The organism is Candidatus Nitrospira nitrificans (assembly GCF_001458775.1).
Classification (GTDB): Bacteria; Nitrospirota; Nitrospiria; order Nitrospirales; family Nitrospiraceae; genus Nitrospira_D; species Nitrospira_D nitrificans.
The window spans coordinates 1-23,267 of record NZ_CZPZ01000011.1; the positions used below are offsets into that span (position 1 = coordinate 1).

Sequence of the window (23,267 nt, forward strand, 5' to 3'; positions counted from 1 at the left end):
CGAATACATCGAGGGGTTCTACAATCGGCAGCGTCGGCACTCAACCCTCGGCTATCACTCCCCAGCTGAGTATGAAGCGCGGGCAGCAGTCGCGTAACCACGTGTCCATGAAATCGAGGGAAGATCATTGTGTCTTACCTGGCTTTTGTTGGAAATCTCCTCCTCGTATGTCCTCAATCGGTGTCGATGCTCCTTTCTTGGAGAGGTCTGGCTTGTCGGAGCTGTCGAACCCTTGAATATATGTGGTCTGTGCAACTTTGTTCTTGAGCTGACTGACATTAATTTTCTTTTCGACCAGATCCAATACCATTCGCCTTAAAGGTTTAATGATCTCGTCAGCTGGCAGGCTTGTAGACAATTTCCTGCTGACAACCTCTAGGCCAATCAGTTCTCTGACCTCACGCGTGGAAAGTAAACGTTCCAGCGTTGTAATCGGGAAGGAATTTATCAGGAGGTGTTTTTGGTTATCGGAGAGGTTTCCATAGGTTCTTACAAATTCAAGAGCCTGTAGTGCTGGATCTCCTCCTCGAAAGCGAGAGGCTGCAAGCCCAGACCATCCAACTACTCCGCGGCCTTCATTCTCACCTGTATGTCTAAGTAAGATCCACCGATTGCCTTCTTCACGGTCCGTTACCTCAAAACAAGCAATCGGCTCAATCTCTTCACGAATGAATCGTTTGCTTAATGCCTCAAATCTTTTTTGGAGCGGTGATTTTACGTGCAGGCTTGTTAACACACTTGGATTTGAGAGAATCTTTAGAGCAGCAACTCGTCGGTTACCCTCCAACACAATGAACCTCTCAGAATCTTTTTTCTCGCGAAGAACCAACATGCGATCCATTGGACTCAAACCTGCTTCAACTATGTCCTCTGCGAGTACAAAAAGTTTCTCCTCTTGATCGTCCAAAACCTTTTGGAGTGCGTCTCTTTGATTAGCGGCACTTTCGTTTCGAGGGTTTTCTGAATCAAGCAGCAGTTGGTCAATGGTGCGATCGATAGCTCCCATATTAGCCCACTAAGGGAAAAATCAGTTGTCAAAATCGCGAAAGACTACTGTGGCTAGGCAACTCTGTCAATATTTGAATCTCTCGTAAAGCTGAAGGATGGGACTAATTGTTATGGTGTGAACATTTCCTGTAGAACCGCGAGGACGGCAGCAAGGGTTCCGGGCGTGACGCGGCCAAGCCGCTTGACGAGGCGTTCGCTATCAACGGTGCGTAACTGGTCTATGGCCACGAATCCGGAACGGTCGCGGAAACGGCATCTCACTCGCCAAGGGTAGGTTTGCCCGCCGGTAGTCATTGGCGCGATGATCACAGTCCGTAAATATTGATTCAATTCATCTGGAGAGACGACCAGGCAAGGTCTCGTTTTTCTGATTTCACTGCCTCGGGTTGGATCAAGGTCAATCAGATAGACTTCACCGCGTGCCGGGCGCGCGTGCTCTAGCGCCACTTCCAGTCTTCCTTATCGAATCGCGTGGCAGTCGGCGGGTCGAGAAGGCCGTCTTCTCCTTGCGCTCGCATGCGTCGAGCGGCATCAGTCCAGCCTGCGCGTGGTTGTGCCGATTTGGAGATCAGAATGCGGCCTGGTTCTGCTTGGAGCTCGACTTCATCCTCAAGCTGGGCTTCCTGAAGCAAGGTCTTGGGGAGCCTGATTCCCTTTGAGTTGCCGATCCGGACGATGTGTGCTTTCATGTCACCCCTCCAGCCATGAGGCTACATTGTAATCACATCTTGCACGGAAGGCAAACCCCCTGACGAACTCTGGATTTACAAGCAGCAGGCGGGTTGTTACTATGCCTGGCGTGAAACCCTTTCTTTCTCTGCTCTGGGTCCTGCTCTCTCTTCTCGGTGCGCTTGCGCTTGCCCACGTGGTTGGCGTCGTCAATCCAGATGAGAAGGTAAACGGGCTCTGGTTGGTGGTGGCAGCGGCCTGCATTTATGTGCTGGCCTATCGGTTCTATGGTCGTTGGCTGGCCAAGCAGGTCGTCGGACTGAACAATCAGCATGTGACACCGGCAGTGCGGTTGAACGATGGGGTCAATTTTCATCCGACCAATAAAGTCGTGCTTTTCGGTCATCACTTTGCGGCGATTGCGGGAGCGGGACCCTTGCTTGGTCCGGTCTTGGCGGCGCAATTCGGATTTGTGCCGGGATTTCTGTGGTTGGTGATCGGAGCGGTGCTGGCTGGGGCGGTGCAGGATTTCATCATTCTCGTTGCCTCCATGCGGCGCAATGGGCGCTCGCTCCCTGAGATTGCGCATGATGAACTGGGCTCTGTCACCGGCACGGCGACGGCGGTCGCGGTGCTCTTTATTGTCGTGGTGGCGCTGGCGGGACTTGGGTTCGCCGTGGTGAATGCGCTCTACCACAATGCTTGGGGCACGTTCACGATCGCGATGACGATTCCGATCGGTCTCCTCATGGGCTTCTATCTTCAGAAGTTTCGTCCCGGCGCGGTGGCGGAGGTGTCGATCCTTGGCGTGGCGCTGTTGATTGTCGCGGTCCTGTTCGGCCGTGTGGTGGCGCAGTCGTCCTACGCGTGGCTTTTTGAATTCGATAAACCGGCGTTGGTTTGGCTTTTGGCCGGGTATGGCTTTCTTGCCTCGGTGTTGCCGGGCTGGATGTTGCTGGTCCCACGCGGCTATCTTTCAACATTTATGAAGCTTGGGGTCGTGTTTCTGCTTGGACTTGGCGTGATCCTCATGGCGCCGACGGTCGAGATGCCGCGCGTGACACAGTTTGCCAATGGCGGCGGGCCGATTATTCCCGGTACGCTTTTCCCCTTTCTCTTCATCACGATTGCCTGCGGGGCGATTTCTGGATTTCACTCACTGGTCTCGTCCGGTACGACGCCCAAGATGATCGAACAGGAATCACAGGCGGTAGTGGGGTACGCGGCGATGCTGCTGGAAAGCTTCGTCGGAGTCATGGCGTTGATCGCGGCCTCGGTGCTGATTCCTGGCGACTACCTGGCGATCAATACGACATTGAGCGCGGATGCATTGGCGGCCATGGGTTTTCCCCCGTCGCGAATTGCTGAACTGTCACAAATGGTCGAGGTGGATGTGGCGGGACGCCCAGGAGGGGCTGTGTCGCTGGCAGTCGGCATGGCGTCTATCTTTTCCGCACTGCCCGGTATGACGGGCCTGATGGCCTATTGGTACCAATTTGCACTGGTGTTTGAGGCCCTGTTCATTCTGACAACGATCGATACGGGCACCCGTGTGGGTCGTTATCTCGTCCAGGAAATGGCTGGGCGGGTCTATGCCCCCTTTCGCCGGATGAACTGGGTGCCGGGTGTGATGTCGAGCAGTGGCTTGGTGGTGGGAGCATGGGCCTACCTGATTGGGACGGGAAGTATTTCGACCATTTGGCCGATGTTTGGTGCCGCGAATCAGTTGTTGGGGACGCTGGCTCTTTGCATTGGGACGACCGTCTTGATCAAGATGTGGAAGTCGCCCTATCTGTGGGTGACGGCGCTGCCGATGCTCTTCGTGGGCATTATCACCCTGACCGGATCTTATGAAATGTTTTGGATGTTCTTGAAGAAAGCCGGAACATTGACGGCGGGACAGGCCTTTGCTCTCTATCTGGATGCGGTATTGGTGGCGCTGGTGGCGGTGCTGGGCGTGATCGTTTTGAGCGACAGCATGAGGCAGTGGTATGGTTACGTGGTTCTGAAGAAGCCGTTTACGTCGAGCGAAGTCGTCGTGATGGCGGGTGGAGGATCGGCGGGAAGGATGCAGGCGGCGATCCGTCAACACGATGACGAACAGAGGTGCTTCAAGCTGCCGCATGGAACGGGGTGTTGTTGAGGCGACATGGTTGATCTTCTTGCTCGCCGGACGCGCACGTCTGCTTATTAGATTAGGCCACTTGATGTGAACGATGCGCTCGTTCGCCGCGCGCATTCGAGGATCAACCAGGCCGATCCTTGGAGTGGAGAGTAAAGTAAAGAGGGAGGAAATCGTGGCTGATCAGTTTTCATTTGATGTGGTGTCGGAAGTGAATATGCAGGAGCTCAAGAACGCGCTGGATCAGGCGACGAAGGAGATCAAGCAGCGGTTCGACTTCAAGGACACGAAGACGGAGATCACTCTGAAAGAGAAAGAAAAGGAGCTGGTCGTGGTCTCCGACGACGAATACAAGTTGAACGCGGTGCAGGAGATCATCAAAGGGAAATGCGTGAAGCGCGGAGTATCGCTGAAGGCTTTCGACTACGGCGCCGTGGAGCCGTCGTTAAGCGGAACGGTTCGGCAGACGGCGAAGATTCAGAGCGGCCTCGCTTCGGAGAAGGCCAAAGAGATCACGAAGGCGGTCAAGGATGCCAAATTGAAGGTCCAAGCGCAGATTCAGGGCGAGCAAGTGCGGGTATTGGGCAAGAGCAAGGATGAATTGCAGTCCGCGATCGCGTTCTTGAAGGGGAAGGATTTCGGGATCGACCTACAGTTCACGAACTATAGATAAATAGTGAGGGATTTGCATCGATTTCATGAAGATTCTGCTCTCTCTTCTCTTTCTCGCGATCATTCTTGCCGGCTGCAATCGCAGCGACCCGATCGTTCTCATCCAGCTCCATCCGAAGAATCCCGATATCATCTACATCGCGACGAACGATTATATCTATAAGACCCGTGATGCTGGCCAGACATGGACGAACCTTTCTCAAGGAATGAGCTATTCCCGTGTGATCGCCATGGCCATCGATCCTGTTTATCCTGCGACGGTTTATGCAGGGACGAAGGGCGATGCCGTCTACAAGAGCCATGATGGGGGGCAGCGCTGGACCTCAATGCGATCGGGTCTTGATGATGCGACTATTACGTCTGTGGTGAATCAGTTCCTCTTCGATCCGGCCGACGCCCAGCACATCTTTCTCGCCACAACGATGGGTGTGTTTGAAACCAAGAACGGCGGCGAGCAATGGACGAAGAAAATGGAGGGTATGAAAGAAGTGTTGATGGTCGTGACGTTAGGCATGGATCCGACCAGACCGTCCATTCTCTATGCAGGAACCAGCGGCGGCGTCTATAAGTCGATTGATCAGGCCGGCCATTGGATAAAAGTGAACAACGGGCTGGTGCCGCCGGACATGGTGAAGACGTCCCGGGCGTTGAATGTCACCTCAATACTGGTCGATCCATACGAGCCCGATACCATCTATGCCGCTACACTGGCAGGAATATACAAAACGACCGATGGAGCCACGTCCTGGAATCGAATCGGAGCGTCGCTTCCTGATCAAATGATTATTGCCATGGTGCTCGACCGAACGCGACGGGGCGTGCTCTACATCACGGGACGGGATGGCATACATCGGAGTGATGACGGTGGGGCCACGTGGGTGATGATGAACAGAGGGTTGTCGACTACCAACATTAGAGCCATTGCACAGAGTCAGACGGATCCGCCGGTGCTCTATGCCGGGACCAATGGGAGTGGGCTCTATCGCAGCAAGGATGCGGGGGAGACCTGGGAGCCGATGCCGACAGTGGGAGGGAAGCCCTGAGGGAGGCTATCGTCTCTTGCTGTTCAAGTCGGAGTCTCCGATAGAGGCCCCGACTCCGCGTCGTGGAAGCGTCGAGATTCCTTCACGATTCTGCGCACTGTCGACCTCGAGCCCTGTGCTGCTGGGTATTGAGGTGTCCTGTATATCCGTTCCCGGCCGATGGGGAAGTTGGCTATTGTGAACGGTCTCTCCTCTCCTTGGGCGCAGTAATTCTCCTGTCTTGGTATAGGGGGAGACCGAGCTTCCGATGTCTGCCCCGAAGTGGGGATTCAACTTCGTGTCTTCGATATCTCCTCCGATTCGTGAGCGCAAGGTCGTATCTTGAATCTCCATCCCGGTCGGCGCTGCTGATGGCGGCCTGTTGGCTTTGAACTCGTTCTTGATCGCCTCTTCATCCTCTTGGATCTGTGCTTTGACCCTACCGCTGGTTTCGTAGTCAACCTCTTTGAGACTCTGTTGTGCCTCGATCAATTTATCCAGGCGGTTCTGAAGACGCAATAGATCTTCCCGAGCATGTGCAACCGTTCCGACAATGCTGGTTCCTTGGCGTTTCCCCAGCTCCGTTGAATTATAGACGCCATTCTGTCGAACGGCTTGGAGGATATGATTGGCCTCATCGATCATCTCGACGATTTCGCTCGGTGCTTCGCTGGTGGTCAAACAGCAGGACAGGAAGGTCCGATAACGATCTGAAAATTTGGAGGCTACATTCCGCAATTCTGCAATTTTTATCGGATCACGATCGGGGAGATCGAATCCTTGTTGGCGTGCTTTCTCCCGAAAAGATTCTGCTGCCTGCTGGTCGTAGAGCGGCTCACAGCCCGCACTCTTTTTGGCTGAAATCTGTTGGCCCGGCATCTTGCTCGAACACCAATAGATCGGTGCCGGCTGATTGAGTGGATTATCCGGATTGAAGTCCTTCGCGTCGGCCTGCTCCAGGCAGAAGAGCGGAAGGATGAAGAACAGAAACGGTTTTATGTATGAGGAAGACGAATAGTCTAGAGACATAACAACATTCTCTAATCGAAATCCCTTGAAGTCAATCAAACTTCACCAGTTTGAGAGGCTTGAAAAGTGTGGGCACTTTATCAGAAGGCTAAGATGCGTAGCCTATTGCAATTAAAGAATAAATCGATCTGGTATCAGCTGCCACATGACATTTCTCTATCTGAATTTAGGACGCTCTAAGTTACCGAAAGACTGTTGACAAGCAAAAATGCCAGAGTATACTTCGTCAGGTGGGTGAAAGTGGAGGCGTGTGGGTGAAAGTATTGTGGACGAAAATTTGCACATCTCAGTACTTGGTCGAGAAGTGTGTTCTTGGCTTATTTCTGAGCGACCCACCACTATTGTGGATTGTACGGTGGGATATGGTGGGCATGCTGAAATACTCTTAACATCTAGTCCTGTTGGAACAAGGGTTATTGGGCTAGATCGAGATTCTCAAGCTATTGAGTTCAGTCAGCGGCGTTTGAGTCGATTTGGAGACCGCATTGTGTTGCGACAAGGAAATTATCGCGATCTGAAGTCGCACCTTGCTGAAGCGGGTATCGCGAAGGTCGATGGGGTCCTTTTCGATTTCGGGGTTTCATCTCCACAGTTGGATGATCCCTCGCGAGGGTTTAGCTTTCAGCGAGAGGGTCCGCTGGATATGCGTATGGATCAAACGGTTGGGAAGACTGCCGCCGATCTGGTGAACCGTAGTCCCGAAGATGAGCTTGCGGACATCATCTTTCAGTATGGAGAAGAGCGGTATGCCAGGCGAATTGCTCGGGCCATTGTGCAGGAAAGGCAACGACATCCGGTTGAGACCACGGGAGTACTTGCCTCTGTCATCACTCGGTCTGTGCCGGCCTCGTATCGCCATGGACGGATTCATTGTGCCACGCGAACCTTTCAGGCGCTCCGCATTGTGGTGAATCAGGAGTTGGACTTCTTGGAGTCCTCGCTGCGAGATGCAACCGAAGTGTTGGCTGTAGGGGGGAAGGTCTGCGCGATCGCCTTCCACTCTCTCGAAGATCGCATCGTTAAGCATACATTCCGGTCCCTCGCACAAGGTCCGGAAGCCACCTTGTCAATACTTACCAAGAAGCCGGTCCTCCCTTCTAGAGCTGAGTGTGGAGCAAATCCCCGATCGAGAAGCGCGAAATTACGAGTCGCTGAACGTCAACCGAGGATGGGACCTTTATGAAGCTCTTCACCGTTTTCTTAGGACTCTGTCTCGTGTTTGTATTTGTGTGGGAGCGCGTAGACATGGTTCGGATCGGCTATCAAATTGAACGGTTGAAGCGTGACAAGACAGCGCTGGAACGTCAACGGGATGAGCTCCGCGTGAAATTTTCCACATTGAGTGCCTCCGACCGCATCGCAAAATTGGCAACCCAGAAACTCGGCATGAGCTTGCCTCAACAAGGACAGATCATTGTGGTCCAGTCCAGACCAAGTGGTGTCCGTCCCTCCGATATTGCGCTGGTTGAGCTGAAAGTCGCTAGGAACGATCTTCCCACCGGGAGGTTCTAGTGGCCGGCTCCCTCTCTCGCGGTCGTCGGTATGTCCTGCTGCTGCTGCTGCTGTGTGGGTTTGGAGTAGTTCTGTTCCGGCTGGTCACGTTGCAAGTGTTGCAAGCAGCTGAACTCTCGCTTAAAGCGGATCGACAACATCAAAAGAGGGTATCGCTGGAAGGGGCGCGCGGCTCGATTGTCGACCGACATGGCAAGATTCTGGCTATGAATGTGGAAGTGCCGTCTGTATTCGGAGTGCCGAACGCATTAGAAAACCGTGTCCAGACCGCTCGGCAGTTGTCGCCGATTTTGCATGTAAGGACCGATGAGCTGGAACGAAAGCTTCGACAGGACCGGAGTTTCGTGTGGTTGGCTCGCAAGGTGGATCCAGAGCAGGGGCGTCGACTTGATCATTTGTCGCTTGATGGAATCGGAGTTGTGATGGAAGGGCGGCGGTTCTATCCCAAAGGACCGCTCTTGGCTCATGTCTTGGGTTTTTCGGGAATGGACGGTGAGGGTTTGGAAGGTGTAGAGCACCGCTATGAATCGTACTTGCGCGGTGAGAAGCGAATGATGGTGTTGCAGCGTGATGGCAAGGGGCGCACGGTGTTTCCCAAGGGAATGACGGAACAGAGTCCGACGCCAGGCCATAGCTTGACGCTTACGATCGATGAAGTGATTCAATATATCGTCGAGAGAGAGCTGGAGGATGCGGTCGGCCGCGCCCGGGCAAAGTCGGGAACAATGATTGTGCTTGATCCAAAGACCGGATCGGTGTTGGCTATGGCGGTTAGTCCACGGTTTGATCCCAATGCCGTGTCGGCCCTCACCCCTGATCGCTGGCGAAACAGGGCGCTGACGGATGCGTATGAGCCAGGGTCCACCATGAAGGCAATGATGGCTGCGGCCGCCATTGAGGAACGAGTGATAAAGCCGAATTCGATGGTGTTCGGGGAGCATGGTCGGATGACGGTCGCAAACACCGTGATTCATGATCATGAACGACTGGGATGGGTCTCCTTTGCTCAGGTGATTCAGAAGTCCAGCAACATCGGAGCGGCAAAGACCGGTATGGCACTGGGGGAGCAGCGGCTCTATCGGTATCTCCAGGCGTTTGGTTTCGGCCAGCGAACGGAGATCGACCTGCCTGGTGAGGGAGCCGGACTATTTAGAACCCCAAAAGACTGGGGGCGTCGTTCGGTTGCGTCTATTTCCATGGGACAAGAGATCGGCGTCACACCGCTTCAAATGGTATCTGCGGTTGCGGCCATCGCGAATGACGGTGTGTTGATGAAGCCCTACGTGGTGTCAGAAATTCGAGATGCTGACGGCCACATCCTTAGACAGGTTCCTCCTCAGATCAAGCGGCGGGTTATTTCCCCGGAAACGGCCCGTAGTGTGACGAAGATTCTTGAAGGCGTCATCACGGACGGTACCGGGACGAAGGCGGCTATCCCCGGGTTTCGGGTGGCTGGGAAAACCGGTACAGCTCAAAAGATCGACCCTCGAACCGGTGCCTATTCAGCCACTCGAGTTGTTGCGTCCTTCGCCGGATACGTTCCGGCGGACATGCCTCAGCTTGCCATGCTTGTGGTGATTGATGAGCCACAGGGCGATACCTCGGGAGGCTCGGTCGCTGCCCCCGTCTTCAGCCGTGTCGGGGAGCAGGTGCTCAGTTACTTGGGCGTGCCATCGAATGCACCTGTCACCTTGGCGATGGCCTCGCGGAAATCATAATCGTACCGGGGAGTGTTGATGACTTTGGCAGCCTTGCTTCAGTCGCTGGAAGGACAGGTAAGGATTCTTGATCGCCGTGGGAATTTAGACGTGTTTGTCCATGCGATCACCGATGATTCTCGGGCTGTCTCGCCCCACAGCCTTTTTGTCGCCGTAAAAGGCGAGCGGGTCGATGGGCATGAATTTATTTCGGAAGCCATGAACGGCGGAATGGTCGCATTGGTGTCGCAGCAGCCGCTGGATGAGGTGGCTCTGCCGTTTGTCCGTGTAGATGACTCCAGGAAGGCACTCGGTCTGCTGGGGAGCTGCTTTTATGAAGAGCCGTCGTCGCATATGCGGATGATCGGCGTGACTGGAACCAACGGAAAAACCACCACGACCTATATCTGCAAAGCCTTGCTGGAAGCCCTGGGCCGCCCGGTAGGGTTGATAGGGACTGTCGCCTATCAAATCGGTGAGCGCTCGATACCGGCGACGCACACGACACCTGGTTCTCTTGAACTCCAACAACTGCTTGCCGAGATGGTGGCCGGCGGGTGCACCACTGCCGTGATGGAAGTGTCTTCTCACGCCCTGGCACAGGACCGCACGAGTGGATGCGAATATGATGTAGCGGTCTTTTCGAATCTGACTCAGGACCATCTCGACTTTCATAAGACCATGGAAGAGTACTTTCAGGCAAAATTGAGGCTTTTTTCGGGATTGAAAAAAGGACTCAAGGCGAATAAACGGGCGATCGTCAACATTGATGATCCCTATGGACATCGCATTGTCGAGCATTGTCCCGCTCCGGTGTGGACCTACGCCTTAAAGGCCAAGGCGGATCTACGCGCGGAAGCGGTGCGATTGTCTCTTCAAGGGACAACGTTTACCGCCGCAACGCCGGTCGGAAGTTTTCCCATCAAGAGTCACCTGGTGGGCGAGCACAATGTCTATAACTTACTTGCCGCCATCGGGGTCGCGCTTCACGAAGGAGCCACACCCGCGCAAATTCGCGAGGCTGTGGCAAGAGTCACTAACGTGCCAGGACGATTCGAGCGTGTGATCGCGGGCCAGCCGTTTACGGTAGCCGTCGATTATGCCCACACCGAAGACGCGCTGATCCGATTGCTGACGGCAGCCCAAGCGCTGAAAACCGGACGCATCATCACGGTCTTCGGGTGCGGTGGAGACCGCGACCGAGGAAAGAGGCCGAAGATGGGAGAAGCGGCCGTGCGTTACAGCGACGTCGTGATATTGACCTCGGACAATCCCAGAACCGAGGACCCCCGTTCAATCCTGGAACAAGTAGAAGTCGGGGTGCTCGAAGCGCTGCGCCAACGGCCACACGTCCGGTACCGAAAAGTGCCTGATCGGCGAGAAGCCATCGAGGAAGCGGTGCGGGAGGCCCGGAATACCGATACGGTGTTGATTGCCGGGAAAGGGCACGAAGACTACCAGATCATCGGCACGAAGAAAGTTCATTTCGACGACCGCGAGGTGGCGCGCGACGCCATCGAACGACTCGGCACCCGCGTGTAGTCCACGGGGAAGGGCCGGTCGGTGCACGGAAGCATCCAGATGACGCTGTTTACCGTCGAAGAATTGCGGGAAGTGATCGGTCCTAAAGTCATGGCCGGCGACGGAGCGGGTTGGGCGAAGCAACGTATCCGGCGAATCAGCATCGATACTCGGTCTCTGCGGCCTGGCGATCTCTTTCTTGCGCTGCAGGGAGATCGATTCGACGGCCACGATTTTGTGGCGACGGCGCTGTCGCGCGGAGCGGTTGGAGCGGTCGTGCTCGATTCCTATAATATGGCAGGGCTTTCCGTGAAGCCTGGCTCGAAGCGGACGCAGCCGTTTGTCCTCGGCGTCAGCGATCCGCTCCAGGCGTATCAGCAACTGGCCGCCTATCACCGAAGCCGATTTCACATTCCTGTCGTTGCCGTCACGGGAAGCAACGGCAAGACGACGACGAAGGAAATGGTCGCCGCTGTCATGGCCCATCGATGGAAGATCCTCAAGACCGAAGGCAATTTGAATAACCGAGTGGGAGTTCCTCAGACTCTGCTTCGCCTCAATGATCGACACAGCGGAGCGGTCATCGAGATGGGAGTCGATAATCTCGGCCAGACCGCCAGGCTGTGTGAAATGGCTCGACCTACGATCGGGATCATTACGAACATCGGCCCAGACCACTTGGAGTTTTTCGGGACGATGGAGGTATCGGCTCAGGCGAAGGCGGAGATGCTCGATTTGCTTCCTCCTGATGGAGTGGCAATCCTGAACGCAGATGATTCGTATTACGACTACCTGGCCGCGCGAGCTCGGTGCCGGGTGGTGTCGTTTGGCCTTTCATCAAAGGCCGATGTCCGCGCCATGGATCTGAAATCCGATGGGCGCAATGGGACGATCTTTCGTCTTCTGCTCCCAGGAACGGCACGCCGTACCATGGTTCATATTCGAGTCCAGGGCGACCACAATGTTACCAACGCATTAGCGGCAGGAGCGGTCGGTTCGATTCTGGGTTTGTCCGGAGGGGTGATCGCTCAGGGACTGTCCCGTTTTCGGCCTGCCGCCATGAGGTCGCAAGTACGAGTGAGTCAGGGCGTGAAATTGATCATTGACTGCTACAATGCCAATCCGGCCTCCATGACCGCAGCGGTTCGGCTGCTCGCGCAAACGGGGGCGAAGGGAAAGAAAATTGCCGTGCTTGGCGACATGCTGGAACTGGGCCCGAATGCCGCTCAGATGCACGAGGAAGTCGGCGGGTTCGTGGCTCGCCACGGGATTGATCGGCTCGTGGCCTGTGGGCCATTAGGGCGAAACCTTGCCAAAGGGGCGAAGCGGGCAGGGTTGGCTCCATCCCAGATCTTCGAAGTGCCGGATGCGCGCGCGGCAGCCGCCGCCGTGAAAACGATCGTCAAATCCGGCGATGCCGTGCTGATCAAAGCGTCCCGCGGCATGAAATTAGAACTTGTCGCTGATGCACTCCAAGGAGCGAAACGCGCGACGAAGAAGGCTTCGTAACGGTCGTCCAGGCTATGCTGTACATCTGGCTCTATCCGTTCCATAAAGAATTCTCGTTTCTGAATGTCTTTCGATATCAGAGCTTTCGTGTCATTTACGCCGCCGTCACGGCGTTTCTGATTGCGTTCGTGTTCGCCCCGTGGGTGATTCGCAAGCTTCAAGAAATCAAGCTGGGGCAACAGATACGCGACGACGGGCCTAAACGGCATCTCGCCAAGAGTGGAACACCCACGATGGGCGGCATCCTCATTATCTTCGCTGTCACGCTGTCCACGTTCCTCTGGGCCGACATCTCACGACCCCACATCTGGCTGGTTCTTGCCTCGACGTTGGGGTTTTGCGCCATCGGGTTTGTGGACGACTACCTCAAATTCATCAAGGCTCGATCGAAGGGGCTTTCGGCGTCCCAAAAGTTCACGGCTCAAATAATCGTCGCGCTCATCGTCGCACTGGTTTTGTACTCCTTGCCCGGCTACAGCACGAAACTGAGCGTGCCGTTTTTTAAGAATTTCACGCCTGATTTGGGATGGTTTTATGTTGTCTTTGCCGTCCTGGTGATCGTCGGATGTTCCAATGCCGTCAACCTCACTGACGGTCTCGATGGGCTGGCCATCGGTCCGGTGATGATCGCTGCATTGGCATACACCGTGGTCGCCTACGTAACCGGTCATCGATTGATGTCGGAATATCTTCTGATCCCGCATATCGACGGAGCCGGAGAGTTGGCGGTGTTTACGGCGGCCATCCTGGGTTCGAGTCTGGGGTTCTTGTGGTTTAACACCTATCCGGCCTCGGTCTTCATGGGAGATGTCGGGTCGCTCCCGCTCGGGGCGGCCCTTGGAACGGTAGCGGTCATCAGTAAGCATGAGTTGTTGTTGCTGCTGGTCGGCGGTGTTTTTGTGATCGAGGCCGTCTCGGTCATTTTTCAAGTCGCTTCATTCAAGTCTCGAGGGAAGCGGATCTTCCTGATGGCCCCGATTCACCATCATTTTGAGATGAAAGGGTGGGAAGAGCCCAAGGTCGTCGTGCGTCTGTGGATCATCGCCATTTTGTTGGCGCTATTGAGTTTGAGCACACTCAAGTTGAGGTAATGAGGATGGTGGGGGTGGACACCACGCAGTTGGCCGGAACGCGCGTCACCGTCGTCGGGTTGGCCCGGAGCGGCGTCGCTGCCGCCCGCCTGCTCGAGGAAGTCGGTGCGGTGGTGACGGTGACCGACCGAAAGGATCGAAGAGAGCTGCTCGGTGTGCTTGATTCGCTGAACCAGGCCACGACCCGCGTCGTTCTAGGCAAGGACTATGAAGAGGCTCTCGATGCAGCCGAACTCGTCGTCATTAGTCCGGGAGTTCCCTATCGGTTGGAAGCGCTTGAGCGTGTTCGTCGACGAGGCGTGAAGGTCATTAGTGAACTCGATCTTGCATCGCGATTTCTTTCCGCTCCGATCTTGGCGTTGACCGGCACCAATGGGAAGAGCACGACGGTCACGTTGATCGGGAAGATGTTGCAAGAGAGCGGAAAACGGGTATTTGTCGGAGGCAATTTGGGGACGGCCATCAGTGAGGCAGCCGTACAGTCACTGCAAGCCGTGAAGGCAGGGCGTCCATGCCCGTATGACGCGTTGATCGTGGAAGTGTCCAGCTTCCAGCTGGAAACCATCGAGCAGTTTCATCCCTGGATTGCCGCGATTCTCAACGTGACGGTGGATCATCAGGATCGCTATTCGTCGATCGACGAATATGTCGCCGCCAAAAATCGGATTTTCGAAAACCAAACTCCGTCCGATTACGCCCTCTTCAATCTCGACGATTCGAAAGTGGCTCCGCTGCGGCGGGATGTGAAGGCTCGCGCGTTGGGTTTCACCATGACTCAGACGTTGCCGCCCGATCTGGCCGGGGGGACCTATCTCGACGGCGATCGCATCATGACCACCGTGGGAGGCCGGATTCAGGAAATCTGCGCGCGGAGCGAGATCAAAATCATCGGTAATCACAACGTCGCAAACGCCATGGCGGCGGCCACCTTCGCCTTGTTGAGCGGGTGCCCTCTCACTGTTGTCCGTCAAGTTCTCAAGGACTTTCCGGGCTTGGAACATGCGTTGGAGGTCGTTCGTGAGCGGCGAGGCGTGCGGTTCATCAATGACTCCAAAGGCACCAACGTGGACGCGACGCTTAAAGCGTTGGAAAGCGTCGATCAACCGATTTGGCTGATCGCCGGGGGACGCGACAAGGGAGGAGATTTTTCTCGGTTGGCTCCCGCGATTCGTCGGCGAGTGAAACGCCTTATTTTGATCGGGGAAGCGGCGCCGCTGATTGCGACCGCGATGGAAGGCTACCAGACGATCGAACGGGCCGATACCTTGAAGCAGGCCATTGAGTCGGCGGCATCGGGAGCCGATGGAGGCGAGGTGGTGCTGCTGTCGCCGGCCTGCGCGAGTTTCGACATGTTTGCCGATTATCAAGATCGAGGGCGGCAGTTTAAAACTCTCGTGCGGTCTTTGCCGGAGTAACGAGGATATACAGGCTGTTCAAAAAGGCCGTCCGGCAAGGCCGCAGTGAGCGAAGGAGCGAGGGATACGTCGTTAGGTATGAGCGATGCGAGCAGGCCCCCGGGGGACTTTTTCAACAGCTTGCAGGCAAGAGGAGCATTGACGCTGAAAAATGTCACAGAGATCTGCAGGGACCTTGGCGTTGCCATGGCCCACCGGCAGCCCACAGGGCCCGAAGCGGCCGGGGATGGATCACGTCCTGCTGTGTGTGACCATCACTCTGACGTTGATCGGCCTTGTGATGGTCTTCAGCGCGAGTGCTGTGGTGGCGGGCAACCGGTTCCACGATTCCTGGTACTACCTGAAGCGGCAATTGGCATGGCTGACATTCGGTTTGGCGTTTTTACATGTCGTGTCCCGTATCGACTATGTGTGGTGGAGGCGACTAGGGCTTCCGCTTCTGGGCCTCATCATGGTGTTGTTGGTGGCCGTCTTGATCCCGTCGATCGGCGCGATGCGAAACGGGGCCAGACGATGGCTGGACCTGAGGGTCATTACAGTTCAACCGGCCGAGATGGCAAAATTGATCGGTGTGATCTATCTCGCGGCGTACCTCGCGAAAAAAGAGGACCAGCTACAGCAGTTCTCCACCGGGTTGCTGCCGGCGTTGCTCATCATCGGGATCCTCAGCGGGTTGGTTCTTTTGGAGCCGGATTTGGGGACCGTGGTGATGCTGGGGTTGGTCACGGGAGGGCTTTTGTTTGTCGGAGGCGCGCGATTGTCCCACCTCTCAACGCTGGCGCTCGTTGCTCTGCCGATCGGGCTTGTCCTGATCCTGACATCCGACTACAGGCGCCAGCGGTTCATGGCATTCTGGGAACCGTGGAGGGATGCGTCGGATACGGGATTTCAGATTACCCAATCGTTCCTGGCGTTCGGCAGCGGAGGGCTTTTCGGCGTTGGGTTGGGAGAAGGCAAGCAGAAACTCTTCTTTCTTCCGGAGGCGCATACGGACTTCGTGCTGGCGCTCGTCGGCGAGGAGCTTGGGTTTGTTGGAACGGGGATGGTCGTGCTGCTCTTCGTCCTCTTTGTGATCAGAGGATTTCAGATCTCCTCCCGAGCGCGCATTCCGTTTGGCCGCTACCTGGGAATCGGCATCACGACACTGATCGGTATTCAAGCGCTCATCAATGCCTGTGTCGTGACGGGTTTGCTGCCGACCAAGGGACTCACTTTGCCGTTCGTCAGTTATGGCGGGTCTTCCTTGGTGATCAGCCTGATCGGTGTCGGGATCTTGCTGAACATCTCGCGAGATCGGCAGGCTGGGCGAGAAGAGACCAGAGAGCAGGGCAGACGTGGCTGGGCGAGTCGACCATGACGATCGTGATCGCCGCGGGAGGCACCGGTGGGCATCTCTATCCGGCTGTCGCGCTGGCTCGAGAGTTTCTGCGCCGCGATCCATCCTCGAACATTCTCTTTGTCGGGACCGCGCGCGGGGTCGAGTCTAAGGTGTTGGCTCACGAAGGATTCGAGTTGGCGTTGATTACCGCTAAGCCGGTTATGGGAAAGGGACTGCTGGACGTCATACGGGGAGTGCTTTCTGTGCCCATTGGGATTTGGCAATCACTGGACCTTCTGAAGCGCCGGCAGGCCGATCTTGTGATCGGAGTGGGGGGCTACACGAGTCCAACGATGTTGCTTGCCGCTGCCTTGAAAGGAACTGCTCGAGTGATTCTGGAGCCAAATGCCTATCCTGGATTGGCCAACAAGGTGGTCGCTCCATTTGCGCAACGGATTTTTTTGGCGTTTGAATCGGCCGGGACTTCCTTTGATCGGCGAAAGGTGCGCGTCGTCGGGACTCCGATTCGGCAAGCGTTCTTGGCGCAACCGGACAACAACGCGCCACCCAAGCAGGATGGACGGCATCTGCTGATTTTCGGTGGAAGCCAGGGCGCCCGGGCGATCAATAGCGCGGTGTTGGAAGCATTGCCCGTACTGAGCCGGCGGCTTCCAGGCCTGACCATCACGCATCAGACGGGCGAGGGAGATTGCGAGCGAGTCAGTGACGCGTACCGGACATTGGGTATTCACGCCAACGTTGTCCCGTTTCTCTACGACATGCCGGCAGTGCTTCGGACGGCCGATCTGGTGGTGGCTCGTGCCGGTGCGATGACGATCGCCGAACTGACCGCCTGCGGGAAAGCCGCGATTCTGATTCCGTTGCCGACGGCCATCTATGACCACCAGATGAAGAATGCGCGGGCGATGGAGGCGGCGGGAGGAGCCATTGTGCTTCCGCAGGCAGATCTCACCGGAGTGAAACTGGGCGAGATGATCGGCACGGTCTTGTCGGACCCGCAACGGTTGGGAATGATGCAACGGAAGAGCTTGGAGATGAGACGAATCGATGCCGGCGAAGTGATCGTCGGTGAATGTTACGCGCTCATGGGAGTGACACATGACAGCAACCAATCTACTGGAGCGACCGGAGGGTAGCGTTGTCGGGGAACGAGGGACTCGATCACAGACGTCGGCAGGACGACAAAGGCGAGCGCATATGACACTTTTTCGAAAAATACAGCAGATTCATCTTGTCGGAATCGGCGGGTCCGGCATGAGCGGCATCGCGGAAGTCCTGCTCACGATGGGATACAAGGTGACCGGTTCAGATCTGCACGCTTCCGAGACGACGAGGCGGCTGGAAGAACTCGGCGGGAAGATATTCCTTGGTCATCAGGAGTCCAATGTGGGAGAGGCGCAAGTCGTCGTCATCTCTTCCGCCGTGTCCGCGGGGAACCCGGAAGTTGTGGCGGCGAAGGCGAAGCAGATTCCCGTGATTCCAAGGGCGGAGATGTTGGCGGAGCTGATGCGTCTGAAATTCGGGGTGGCCATCGCGGGGGCCCATGGAAAGACCACGACGACATCGATGGTCGCGAACGTACTGGCGCAAGGCGGGCTCGACCCCACGATGGTCATTGGGGGCAAGGTCAATGCCTTGGGCAGCCACGCCCGGCTTGGACGAGGCGACTTGCTCGTGGCGGAGGCGGACGAAAGCGATGGATCATTTCTTCGCCTCTCTCCGACCATCGTGGCGGTGACCAATCTGGACCGTGAGCACCTTGATCACTATGGGTCGATGGAACGAATCACCGAAAGCTTTCTGGAATTCATCAACAAAATACCATTTTACGGCGTGGCGGTTTTGTGTGCCGATGACGATCATCTGGCCGCGCTGTTCCCTCGCTTGGTCAAGCGGTATCACACGTACGGGCTTCGCGATCGAGATGGGGCGACGCCCGATTTCAAGGCAACCGACATCAACTTGAGGCAATGGAGTGCCGAGTTCCGGGCGCATTTTCGCGGGAAGCATCTTGGTCCCTTCCGCCTGGCTGTGCCGGGGATCCACAACGTTTCCAACGCGTTGGTGGCCATTGCCATCGGCATCGAGCTGGAGATTCCTGTCGACCTGATCCGCAAAGGGTTGGCGGCCTTCACGGGAGTCGAACGGCGGTTTCATTTGCGAGGCGAGGCCGGCGGCATCATGGTGGTCGACGACTATGGCCACCATCCCACCGAGGTGAAGGCGACCCTGGCGGCCGCCAAGCAAGGCTGGGATCGTCGATTGGTGGTCATTTTCCAGCCGCATCGATATAGCCGGACGCGGGATTGCATCGGAGAGTTTGCTCATGCCTTTGCGCATGCCGACGTGCTGTTCATGACGGAAATTTATCCGGCCGGTGAATCCCCGATACCGGGAGTTTCCGGAGCGGCGCTTGCGGACACGATCAAATCGGCAGGTCATCCATCGGTGACGTTTCTGGAGCGCAAGGAAACGCTGCCGGATCAGGTGTTGCCTTATCTTAGGCCGGGCGACCTCGTGCTGACGTTGGGGGCGGGTGATATCTGGAAGGCCGGAACCGGGATTCTTGCGCGGCTTGAGTCTGCGTGATGGCCCATGGCGCATCGCTGCATACAGGTGGAACGAAGGAACGATCAATGCGGACACAGCGCAGATTGGAGTCTGCCGTGGCCGGCGTTCGAGGGGTGGTTCGCTTCACTGCGCCGCTTAAAGAGTACACGTCGTTCCATATCGGCGGTCCGGCCGATGTATTGGTGGAGCCGGTTGATGTGGAAGATGTCGTCCGGCTCACCCGGCAGGCGCGCGAACAAAAACTTCCGATCTTTGTATTGGGTGGCACCAACCTCCTCGTTCGAGACAAAGGCATTCGGGGTGTGGTGGTCAGTTTGGGAAAACTACGGGCGATCAAGGAAGAACCAGGGTCTGTGTTGTATGCCGAAGGAGGCGTCGGCATGCCGACGCTGATCGGCCATGCCATCCGCCGGTCCTTGGCGGGATTGGAGTGGGCGGCCGGTATTCCCGGCACTGTCGCCGGCTGTGTCGTGATGAACGCGGGGACGCGACTCGGCGAGATGAAGGACTCGGTGAAAGCTGTTCGGATTGTGTCGCCGAAAGGCGCACTGATCGACTGTCCCGCAGAAGCGATCGAATTTGGGTATCGCCGGGCGATATTGCCGGCGGGTGTGGTGGTCGGGGTATGGCTGCAACTGAAGCCGGGTATGCGGGCGGATCTTGAAAAGGTTGTGAAAGACTATCTCCATTACCGCCGTGAGACGCAGCCGCTCACCCTACCGAGCGCCGGCTGCGTGTTCAAGAACCCATTGAACGATTCGGCCGGGCGAGTCGTCGAGGCGGCAGGGCTCAAAGGCACATCGGTCGGTGATGCACAGGTTTCGACGAAGCATGCCAATTTTATCGTGAATCATGGGCACGCCAGTGCCTCCGATGTTCTCTCACTGATCAGGAAGGTGCGCGCGCGAATCGCTCGAAAGACGGGGATCAAATTGGAGTTGGAATTGAAAGTCGTGGGGGAAGCGTAGAGAAGGGAGTTGTGGTGACGATGGGTCCTCTGACAAATGCTCGGATCGGCGTGCTCATGGGGGGGCGGTCTTCAGAGCGGGATATCTCACTCAAGACCGGTCAGGCGGTCCATCAGGCGTTGATCCGTCGAGGGTACGATGCGGTGCCTATCGATGTCACGGATCGTCTGCATCGAGATTTGGAAGATCAGAAAGTCGCCGTCGCGTTTCTCTCGTTGCATGGACCTGGTGGTGAAGACGGAACCGTCCAGGGCTTTCTCGAGACGTTGGGGATTCCCTATACCGGATCCGGTGTGCGCGCGAGCGCCGTCGGCATGCATAAGGCGGTGACCAAAACGGTATTGGCCGCGCATGGCGTCCCCGTTCCCCCCGGAACAGTCCTACGGAAAAGCCACAAACTCTCACTCGTGCAGGTGCTGAAGAAAACCAAACTCGAACTGCCGATCGTCGTCAAACCGGTTTCGCAGGGTTCCACGATCGGGGTGACGATTGTGCGCCGCCGCACCCAATGGAAGGAGGCGCTCGCCCTTGCGCATCGCTATGACCCCGAGGCGATGGTGGAGAGTTATATTCCCGGACATGAAGCGGCCGTTTCCATTCTGGGAACGGCCGCGGACGATCCCAGGGTTCTCCCTGCCGTCGAAATCGTGGCGCCTGATGGTTTTTACGACTTCTCGGCCAAGTATCAGAAGGGTAAAACCCGATATCTCTGTCCCGCTCCATTCCCTGCCAAGGTGATGCGCCACATCGGCGAGTTAACGAGACGGACCTACGAGGCGTTGGGGTGCGAGGGCGCTGCTCGCGTGGATTTCCGTATCACTCCGAGAGGCCGGCCCTATGTGTTGGAGATCAATACGGTTCCCGGCATGACGGAAACCAGTCTTCTGCCCATGGCCGCAGCTCAAGTGGGAATTGCGTACGATGACTTAGTCGAGCGGATTCTGCAGTCGGCACTCGATCGTGCGAATCGCCTTGCGCGGGTCGGTCCGAAGGAGTGAGTGTGATGCGATTCTTGGGAAGAAAACAGCGAACGTCTCCGGTGGAGCCGCGAAAGAATCAGTGGAAGGATTCGCAAGGAGAGAGGGCCGGGAAGGAAGCCCGCCTAGGGAAAACGGTCAGACGAAAGGCCCTTGCTCGATGGGCCGGAATGACAATCGGCATAGCGTTCACGGCATGGTTCATCGTAATGAGCGTGAAATATGCCGGCCCTGCGCTCCAAGCATTGCTGGAGATCAAGACCATCACGGTCGAAGGAGTCCAGCGCATCGATAGGCAGCACGTGCTCGATCTTGCAAAGGTGAAACCAGGCACGGGACTCCACCATATTGTCACGAGAGCGATTAAGGAGCAGGTGGAATCTCATCCTTGGGTCAAAGAGGCCGAAGTGACCCGCGTCCCGTTTCATGAGTTACGTATCTCCCTGGTCGAGCGAAAACCCGCTGCCGTCGTCCGCGCCGACTCTCAGAACTTTCTGACTGACGCGGAGGGGCATGTGCTGACCAGGCTCGGCCAGACCGATGATGATGCGTTACCGCTGGTGACGGGAATCGATTCCAAAGGTTTGCTGGAAGAAACCGAGTCGGTCAAACAGGTCGTCGCCTCGGGCATCCAGCTTGCACATTTGGTCGGGCAAACCTTCGAAGGCCGACTACAGGTGAACGCTGAAAATCCGTCAAACCTCATTGCTCTTGTACAGGGAGTGCGATTTCAGTTCGGGGAGGCAGCGGTCCAAGAGCAGTGGGAACGGTTCCGACGCGTCAAACCGACACTCAAAACACTGAACTTTGACGGTCGTGGGCGCGTAGCGAACGAAGTGGATCTCCGGTACGAAAATCGGATTGTCGTACGGGAAGGGGGGTGATCGCGGTGCCGAAACGGGATCAAATTCTGGTCGGCCTCGACATCGGAACCACGAAGATCTGCGCGATCGTGGCGGAAATGACCGACGCGGGAGGGCTCAATATTATCGGTGTCGGAACGAGTCCTTCTCGTGGCTTACGCAAAGGAGTCGTCGTTAACATCGAAAGCACCGTCGAATCCATCAAGAAAGCGGTCGAAGAGGCGGAGTTGATGGCGGCCGTCCAGATCAACTCGGTTTACACCGGCATCGCGGGCAGCCACATTTCCGCTGAAAACTGCAAAGGCGTCGTGGCGCTGAAACGGGCCGAGGTGACTCGCGAAGATATCCAGCGGGCCATTGAAAGCGCTCGCACGCTCGCCGTGATTCCCCACGAACGCAGGATTCTTCACGTGCTCCCGCGAGAGTTCATGGTGGATGGGCAGGAAGGCGTGCGCGAACCATTAGGCCTTTCCGGCAATCGTTTGGAAGTGAACGTGCATGTCATCACCGGGGCCGTCACATCGGCGCAGAATATCGTGAAGTGCGTGAACCGAGCCGGACTCGATGTCGTGGACATCATTCTGCAGCCGCTCGCTTCCAGTGAAGCCGTATTGGGCCAAGAAGAGCGCGACTTGGGTGTGGTGATGGTGGACTTGGGAGGAGGGACGACGGACCTGGCTATTTTCCTGGACGGCAGCATTCGTCACTCGGCGGTCCTTCCCATCGGCGGCCAAAACTTGACGAGGGACTTGGCCTACGGCCTCCATACGTCACAGACCGAGGCCGAGAAGATCAAGACGCAGTACGGGGTTGCGCGGACTGAATTGGTGACGGGGCATCAGGTCGTCGAAGTATCGTCTGTCGGAGATCGTCCGGCTCGAACGTTTTCCAGACGGGATATCGCTGAGATTTTGGAGCCGCGCGTGGACGAGATGTTTGAGTTGGTCCGGAGAGAAATTGCGCGCGCCGGCTATGAAGAGATATTAGGGGCCGGGGTCGTGATTACCGGGGGTACATCGTTATTAGACGGCATGCCCGACGCCGCTGAAAAGGTCTTGAACTTGCCGGCGCGCCGAGGCATACCGTCCGGTGTGGGAGGGCTATTCGAAACCGTCGGCCATCCCAGTTATTCGACCGGGGTCGGTCTCTTATTACGCGCCCGGCGACATGTCGATGAATTAGAAACGGCCGGTCTGCGCAATGGAGGACCTTGGGCCAAAGTGCGTGGGTGGACAAAGTGGGTGTCGGAGGTTTTCTAACCGTTAGAATCCTTGCGGGCGAC

The 23,267-nt window shown here is 56.5% G+C and carries 22 protein-coding genes; 18 read left to right on the plus strand and 4 right to left on the minus strand.

What is annotated here, in order from left to right:
* The coding region (locus COMA2_RS19750; protein ID WP_139076923.1) for an IS3 family transposase at positions 1-97 on the plus strand (97 nt) is incomplete at its 5' end.
* Positions 98-124: 27 nt separating this feature from the next.
* On the opposite strand, the gene COMA2_RS07625 is transcribed toward COMA2_RS19750, so the two are convergent.
* The 3 genes from COMA2_RS07625 to COMA2_RS07635 all read right to left on the minus strand — a co-directional run bounded on the left by COMA2_RS07625 (position 125) and on the right by COMA2_RS07635 (position 1,697).
* Positions 125-1,006: a hypothetical protein gene (locus COMA2_RS07625; RefSeq protein WP_090896117.1), complete on the minus strand. Its 882-nt coding sequence runs from the start codon at positions 1,004-1,006 to the stop codon at positions 125-127.
* A gap of 110 nt (positions 1,007-1,116) precedes the next feature.
* Positions 1,117-1,455, minus strand: coding sequence for a type II toxin-antitoxin system PemK/MazF family toxin (locus tag COMA2_RS07630; RefSeq protein ID WP_090896120.1), 339 nt, complete (start codon positions 1,453-1,455; stop codon positions 1,117-1,119).
* Positions 1,446-1,697: an AbrB/MazE/SpoVT family DNA-binding domain-containing protein gene (locus tag COMA2_RS07635; protein ID WP_090896122.1), complete on the minus strand. Its 252-nt coding sequence runs from the start codon at positions 1,695-1,697 to the stop codon at positions 1,446-1,448. Before COMA2_RS07635 ends, COMA2_RS07630 begins: the two co-directional genes overlap by 10 nt.
* A 101-nt stretch (positions 1,698-1,798) precedes the next feature.
* On the opposite strand from COMA2_RS07635, the gene COMA2_RS07640 reads away from it, so the two are divergent.
* The 3 genes from COMA2_RS07640 (at position 1,799) to COMA2_RS07650 (ending at position 5,514) form a co-directional block, all read left to right on the plus strand.
* The gene (locus COMA2_RS07640; RefSeq protein WP_090896125.1) at positions 1,799-3,820 is read left to right on the plus strand and encodes a carbon starvation CstA family protein; all 2,022 of its coding nucleotides are present in this window, start codon (positions 1,799-1,801) and stop codon (positions 3,818-3,820) included.
* Positions 3,821-3,974: 154 nt separating this feature from the next.
* Positions 3,975-4,472, plus strand: a complete 498-nt coding sequence (locus COMA2_RS07645; RefSeq protein ID WP_090896337.1) for a YajQ family cyclic di-GMP-binding protein — start codon at positions 3,975-3,977, stop codon at positions 4,470-4,472.
* A 25-nt stretch (positions 4,473-4,497) separates the two neighbouring features.
* A complete protein-coding gene (locus COMA2_RS07650) occupies positions 4,498-5,514 on the plus strand; it encodes a WD40/YVTN/BNR-like repeat-containing protein (protein ID WP_090896128.1) in 1,017 nt (338 codons plus the stop codon).
* 6 nt (positions 5,515-5,520) lie between these two features.
* Here COMA2_RS07650 and COMA2_RS07655 read toward each other — a convergent pair whose 3' ends face one another.
* Complete coding sequence (locus COMA2_RS07655; protein WP_090896130.1) at positions 5,521-6,522, minus strand: hypothetical protein; 1,002 nt, start codon at positions 6,520-6,522, stop codon at positions 5,521-5,523.
* A gap of 262 nt (positions 6,523-6,784) precedes the next feature.
* On the opposite strand from COMA2_RS07655, the gene rsmH reads away from it, so the two are divergent.
* The 14 genes from rsmH (at position 6,785) to ftsA (ending at position 23,244) form a co-directional block, all read left to right on the plus strand.
* The gene (rsmH, locus tag COMA2_RS07660) at positions 6,785-7,705 is read left to right on the plus strand and encodes a 16S rRNA (cytosine(1402)-N(4))-methyltransferase RsmH (RefSeq protein WP_217490669.1); all 921 of its coding nucleotides are present in this window, start codon (positions 6,785-6,787) and stop codon (positions 7,703-7,705) included.
* On the plus strand, positions 7,702-8,034 hold the full coding sequence (locus tag COMA2_RS07665; protein ID WP_090896135.1) for a cell division protein FtsL: 333 nt from the start codon (positions 7,702-7,704) through the stop codon (positions 8,032-8,034). Before rsmH ends, COMA2_RS07665 begins: the two co-directional genes overlap by 4 nt.
* Positions 8,034-9,752 (plus strand): peptidoglycan D,D-transpeptidase FtsI family protein, encoded by a 1,719-nt coding sequence (locus tag COMA2_RS07670; RefSeq protein ID WP_090896137.1) that lies wholly within the window; start codon positions 8,034-8,036, stop codon positions 9,750-9,752. The genes COMA2_RS07665 and COMA2_RS07670 overlap by 1 nt, the downstream gene beginning before the upstream one ends.
* Before the next feature lie 18 nt (positions 9,753-9,770).
* On the plus strand, positions 9,771-11,273 hold the full coding sequence (locus COMA2_RS07675) for a UDP-N-acetylmuramoyl-L-alanyl-D-glutamate--2,6-diaminopimelate ligase (RefSeq protein WP_090896143.1): 1,503 nt from the start codon (positions 9,771-9,773) through the stop codon (positions 11,271-11,273).
* A 39-nt stretch (positions 11,274-11,312) separates the two neighbouring features.
* Complete coding sequence (locus COMA2_RS07680; RefSeq protein WP_090896146.1) at positions 11,313-12,761, plus strand: UDP-N-acetylmuramoyl-tripeptide--D-alanyl-D-alanine ligase; 1,449 nt, start codon at positions 11,313-11,315, stop codon at positions 12,759-12,761.
* Positions 12,762-12,775: 14 nt separating this feature from the next.
* Positions 12,776-13,852, plus strand: coding sequence for a phospho-N-acetylmuramoyl-pentapeptide-transferase (gene mraY, locus COMA2_RS07685; protein WP_090896149.1), 1,077 nt, complete (start codon positions 12,776-12,778; stop codon positions 13,850-13,852).
* Positions 13,853-13,866: 14 nt separating this feature from the next.
* On the plus strand, positions 13,867-15,267 hold the full coding sequence (gene murD, locus COMA2_RS07690) for a UDP-N-acetylmuramoyl-L-alanine--D-glutamate ligase (RefSeq protein ID WP_175304454.1): 1,401 nt from the start codon (positions 13,867-13,869) through the stop codon (positions 15,265-15,267).
* Positions 15,268-15,418: 151 nt separating this feature from the next.
* Complete coding sequence (ftsW, locus tag COMA2_RS07695; RefSeq protein ID WP_090896152.1) at positions 15,419-16,624, plus strand: putative lipid II flippase FtsW; 1,206 nt, start codon at positions 15,419-15,421, stop codon at positions 16,622-16,624.
* Positions 16,621-17,742, plus strand: a complete 1,122-nt coding sequence (murG, locus tag COMA2_RS07700) for an undecaprenyldiphospho-muramoylpentapeptide beta-N-acetylglucosaminyltransferase (RefSeq protein WP_090896155.1) — start codon at positions 16,621-16,623, stop codon at positions 17,740-17,742. The genes ftsW and murG overlap by 4 nt, the downstream gene beginning before the upstream one ends.
* A gap of 61 nt (positions 17,743-17,803) precedes the next feature.
* Positions 17,804-19,195 (plus strand): UDP-N-acetylmuramate--L-alanine ligase, encoded by a 1,392-nt coding sequence (murC, locus tag COMA2_RS07705; RefSeq protein ID WP_090896157.1) that lies wholly within the window; start codon positions 17,804-17,806, stop codon positions 19,193-19,195.
* A gap of 47 nt (positions 19,196-19,242) precedes the next feature.
* Positions 19,243-20,145 carry a UDP-N-acetylmuramate dehydrogenase gene (gene murB / locus COMA2_RS07710; RefSeq protein WP_175304455.1) on the plus strand — a complete coding sequence of 301 codons (903 nt, stop codon included), beginning with the start codon at positions 19,243-19,245 and terminating at the stop codon, positions 20,143-20,145.
* Positions 20,146-20,165: 20 nt separating this feature from the next.
* A complete protein-coding gene (locus tag COMA2_RS07715; RefSeq protein ID WP_090896163.1) occupies positions 20,166-21,143 on the plus strand; it encodes a D-alanine--D-alanine ligase family protein in 978 nt (325 codons plus the stop codon).
* 5 nt (positions 21,144-21,148) lie between these two features.
* Positions 21,149-22,006: a cell division protein FtsQ/DivIB gene (locus COMA2_RS07720; protein WP_090896172.1), complete on the plus strand. Its 858-nt coding sequence runs from the start codon at positions 21,149-21,151 to the stop codon at positions 22,004-22,006.
* A complete protein-coding gene (gene ftsA / locus COMA2_RS07725; RefSeq protein ID WP_407919011.1) occupies positions 22,006-23,244 on the plus strand; it encodes a cell division protein FtsA in 1,239 nt (412 codons plus the stop codon). Before COMA2_RS07720 ends, ftsA begins: the two co-directional genes overlap by 1 nt.
* The last annotated feature ends 23 nt before the right edge of the window (positions 23,245-23,267 follow it).

What these genes read in the sequence shown, in the direction of transcription:
- COMA2_RS07625 (WP_090896117.1), bottom strand. Translation starts at nt 1,006, where the DNA reads ATGGGAGCTATCGATCGCACCATTGACCAACTGCTGCTTGATTCAGAA.
- COMA2_RS07635 (WP_090896122.1), bottom strand. Translation starts at nt 1,697, where the DNA reads ATGAAAGCACACATCGTCCGGATCGGCAACTCAAAGGGAATCAGGCTC.
- COMA2_RS07640 (WP_090896125.1), top strand. Translation starts at nt 1,799, where the DNA reads ATGCCTGGCGTGAAACCCTTTCTTTCTCTGCTCTGGGTCCTGCTCTCT.
- COMA2_RS07650 (WP_090896128.1), top strand. Translation starts at nt 4,498, where the DNA reads ATGAAGATTCTGCTCTCTCTTCTCTTTCTCGCGATCATTCTTGCCGGC.
- COMA2_RS07655 (WP_090896130.1), bottom strand. Translation starts at nt 6,522, where the DNA reads ATGTCTCTAGACTATTCGTCTTCCTCATACATAAAACCGTTTCTGTTC.
- COMA2_RS07665 (WP_090896135.1), top strand. Translation starts at nt 7,702, where the DNA reads ATGAAGCTCTTCACCGTTTTCTTAGGACTCTGTCTCGTGTTTGTATTT.
- COMA2_RS07675 (WP_090896143.1), top strand. Translation starts at nt 9,771, where the DNA reads ATGACTTTGGCAGCCTTGCTTCAGTCGCTGGAAGGACAGGTAAGGATT.
- COMA2_RS07680 (WP_090896146.1), top strand. Translation starts at nt 11,313, where the DNA reads ATGACGCTGTTTACCGTCGAAGAATTGCGGGAAGTGATCGGTCCTAAA.
- mraY (WP_090896149.1), top strand. Translation starts at nt 12,776, where the DNA reads ATGCTGTACATCTGGCTCTATCCGTTCCATAAAGAATTCTCGTTTCTG.
- ftsW (WP_090896152.1), top strand. Translation starts at nt 15,419, where the DNA reads ATGTCACAGAGATCTGCAGGGACCTTGGCGTTGCCATGGCCCACCGGC.
- murG (WP_090896155.1), top strand. Translation starts at nt 16,621, where the DNA reads ATGACGATCGTGATCGCCGCGGGAGGCACCGGTGGGCATCTCTATCCG.
- murC (WP_090896157.1), top strand. Translation starts at nt 17,804, where the DNA reads ATGACACTTTTTCGAAAAATACAGCAGATTCATCTTGTCGGAATCGGC.
- murB (WP_175304455.1), top strand. Translation starts at nt 19,243, where the DNA reads ATGCGGACACAGCGCAGATTGGAGTCTGCCGTGGCCGGCGTTCGAGGG.
- COMA2_RS07715 (WP_090896163.1), top strand. Translation starts at nt 20,166, where the DNA reads ATGGGTCCTCTGACAAATGCTCGGATCGGCGTGCTCATGGGGGGGCGG.
- COMA2_RS07720 (WP_090896172.1), top strand. Translation starts at nt 21,149, where the DNA reads ATGCGATTCTTGGGAAGAAAACAGCGAACGTCTCCGGTGGAGCCGCGA.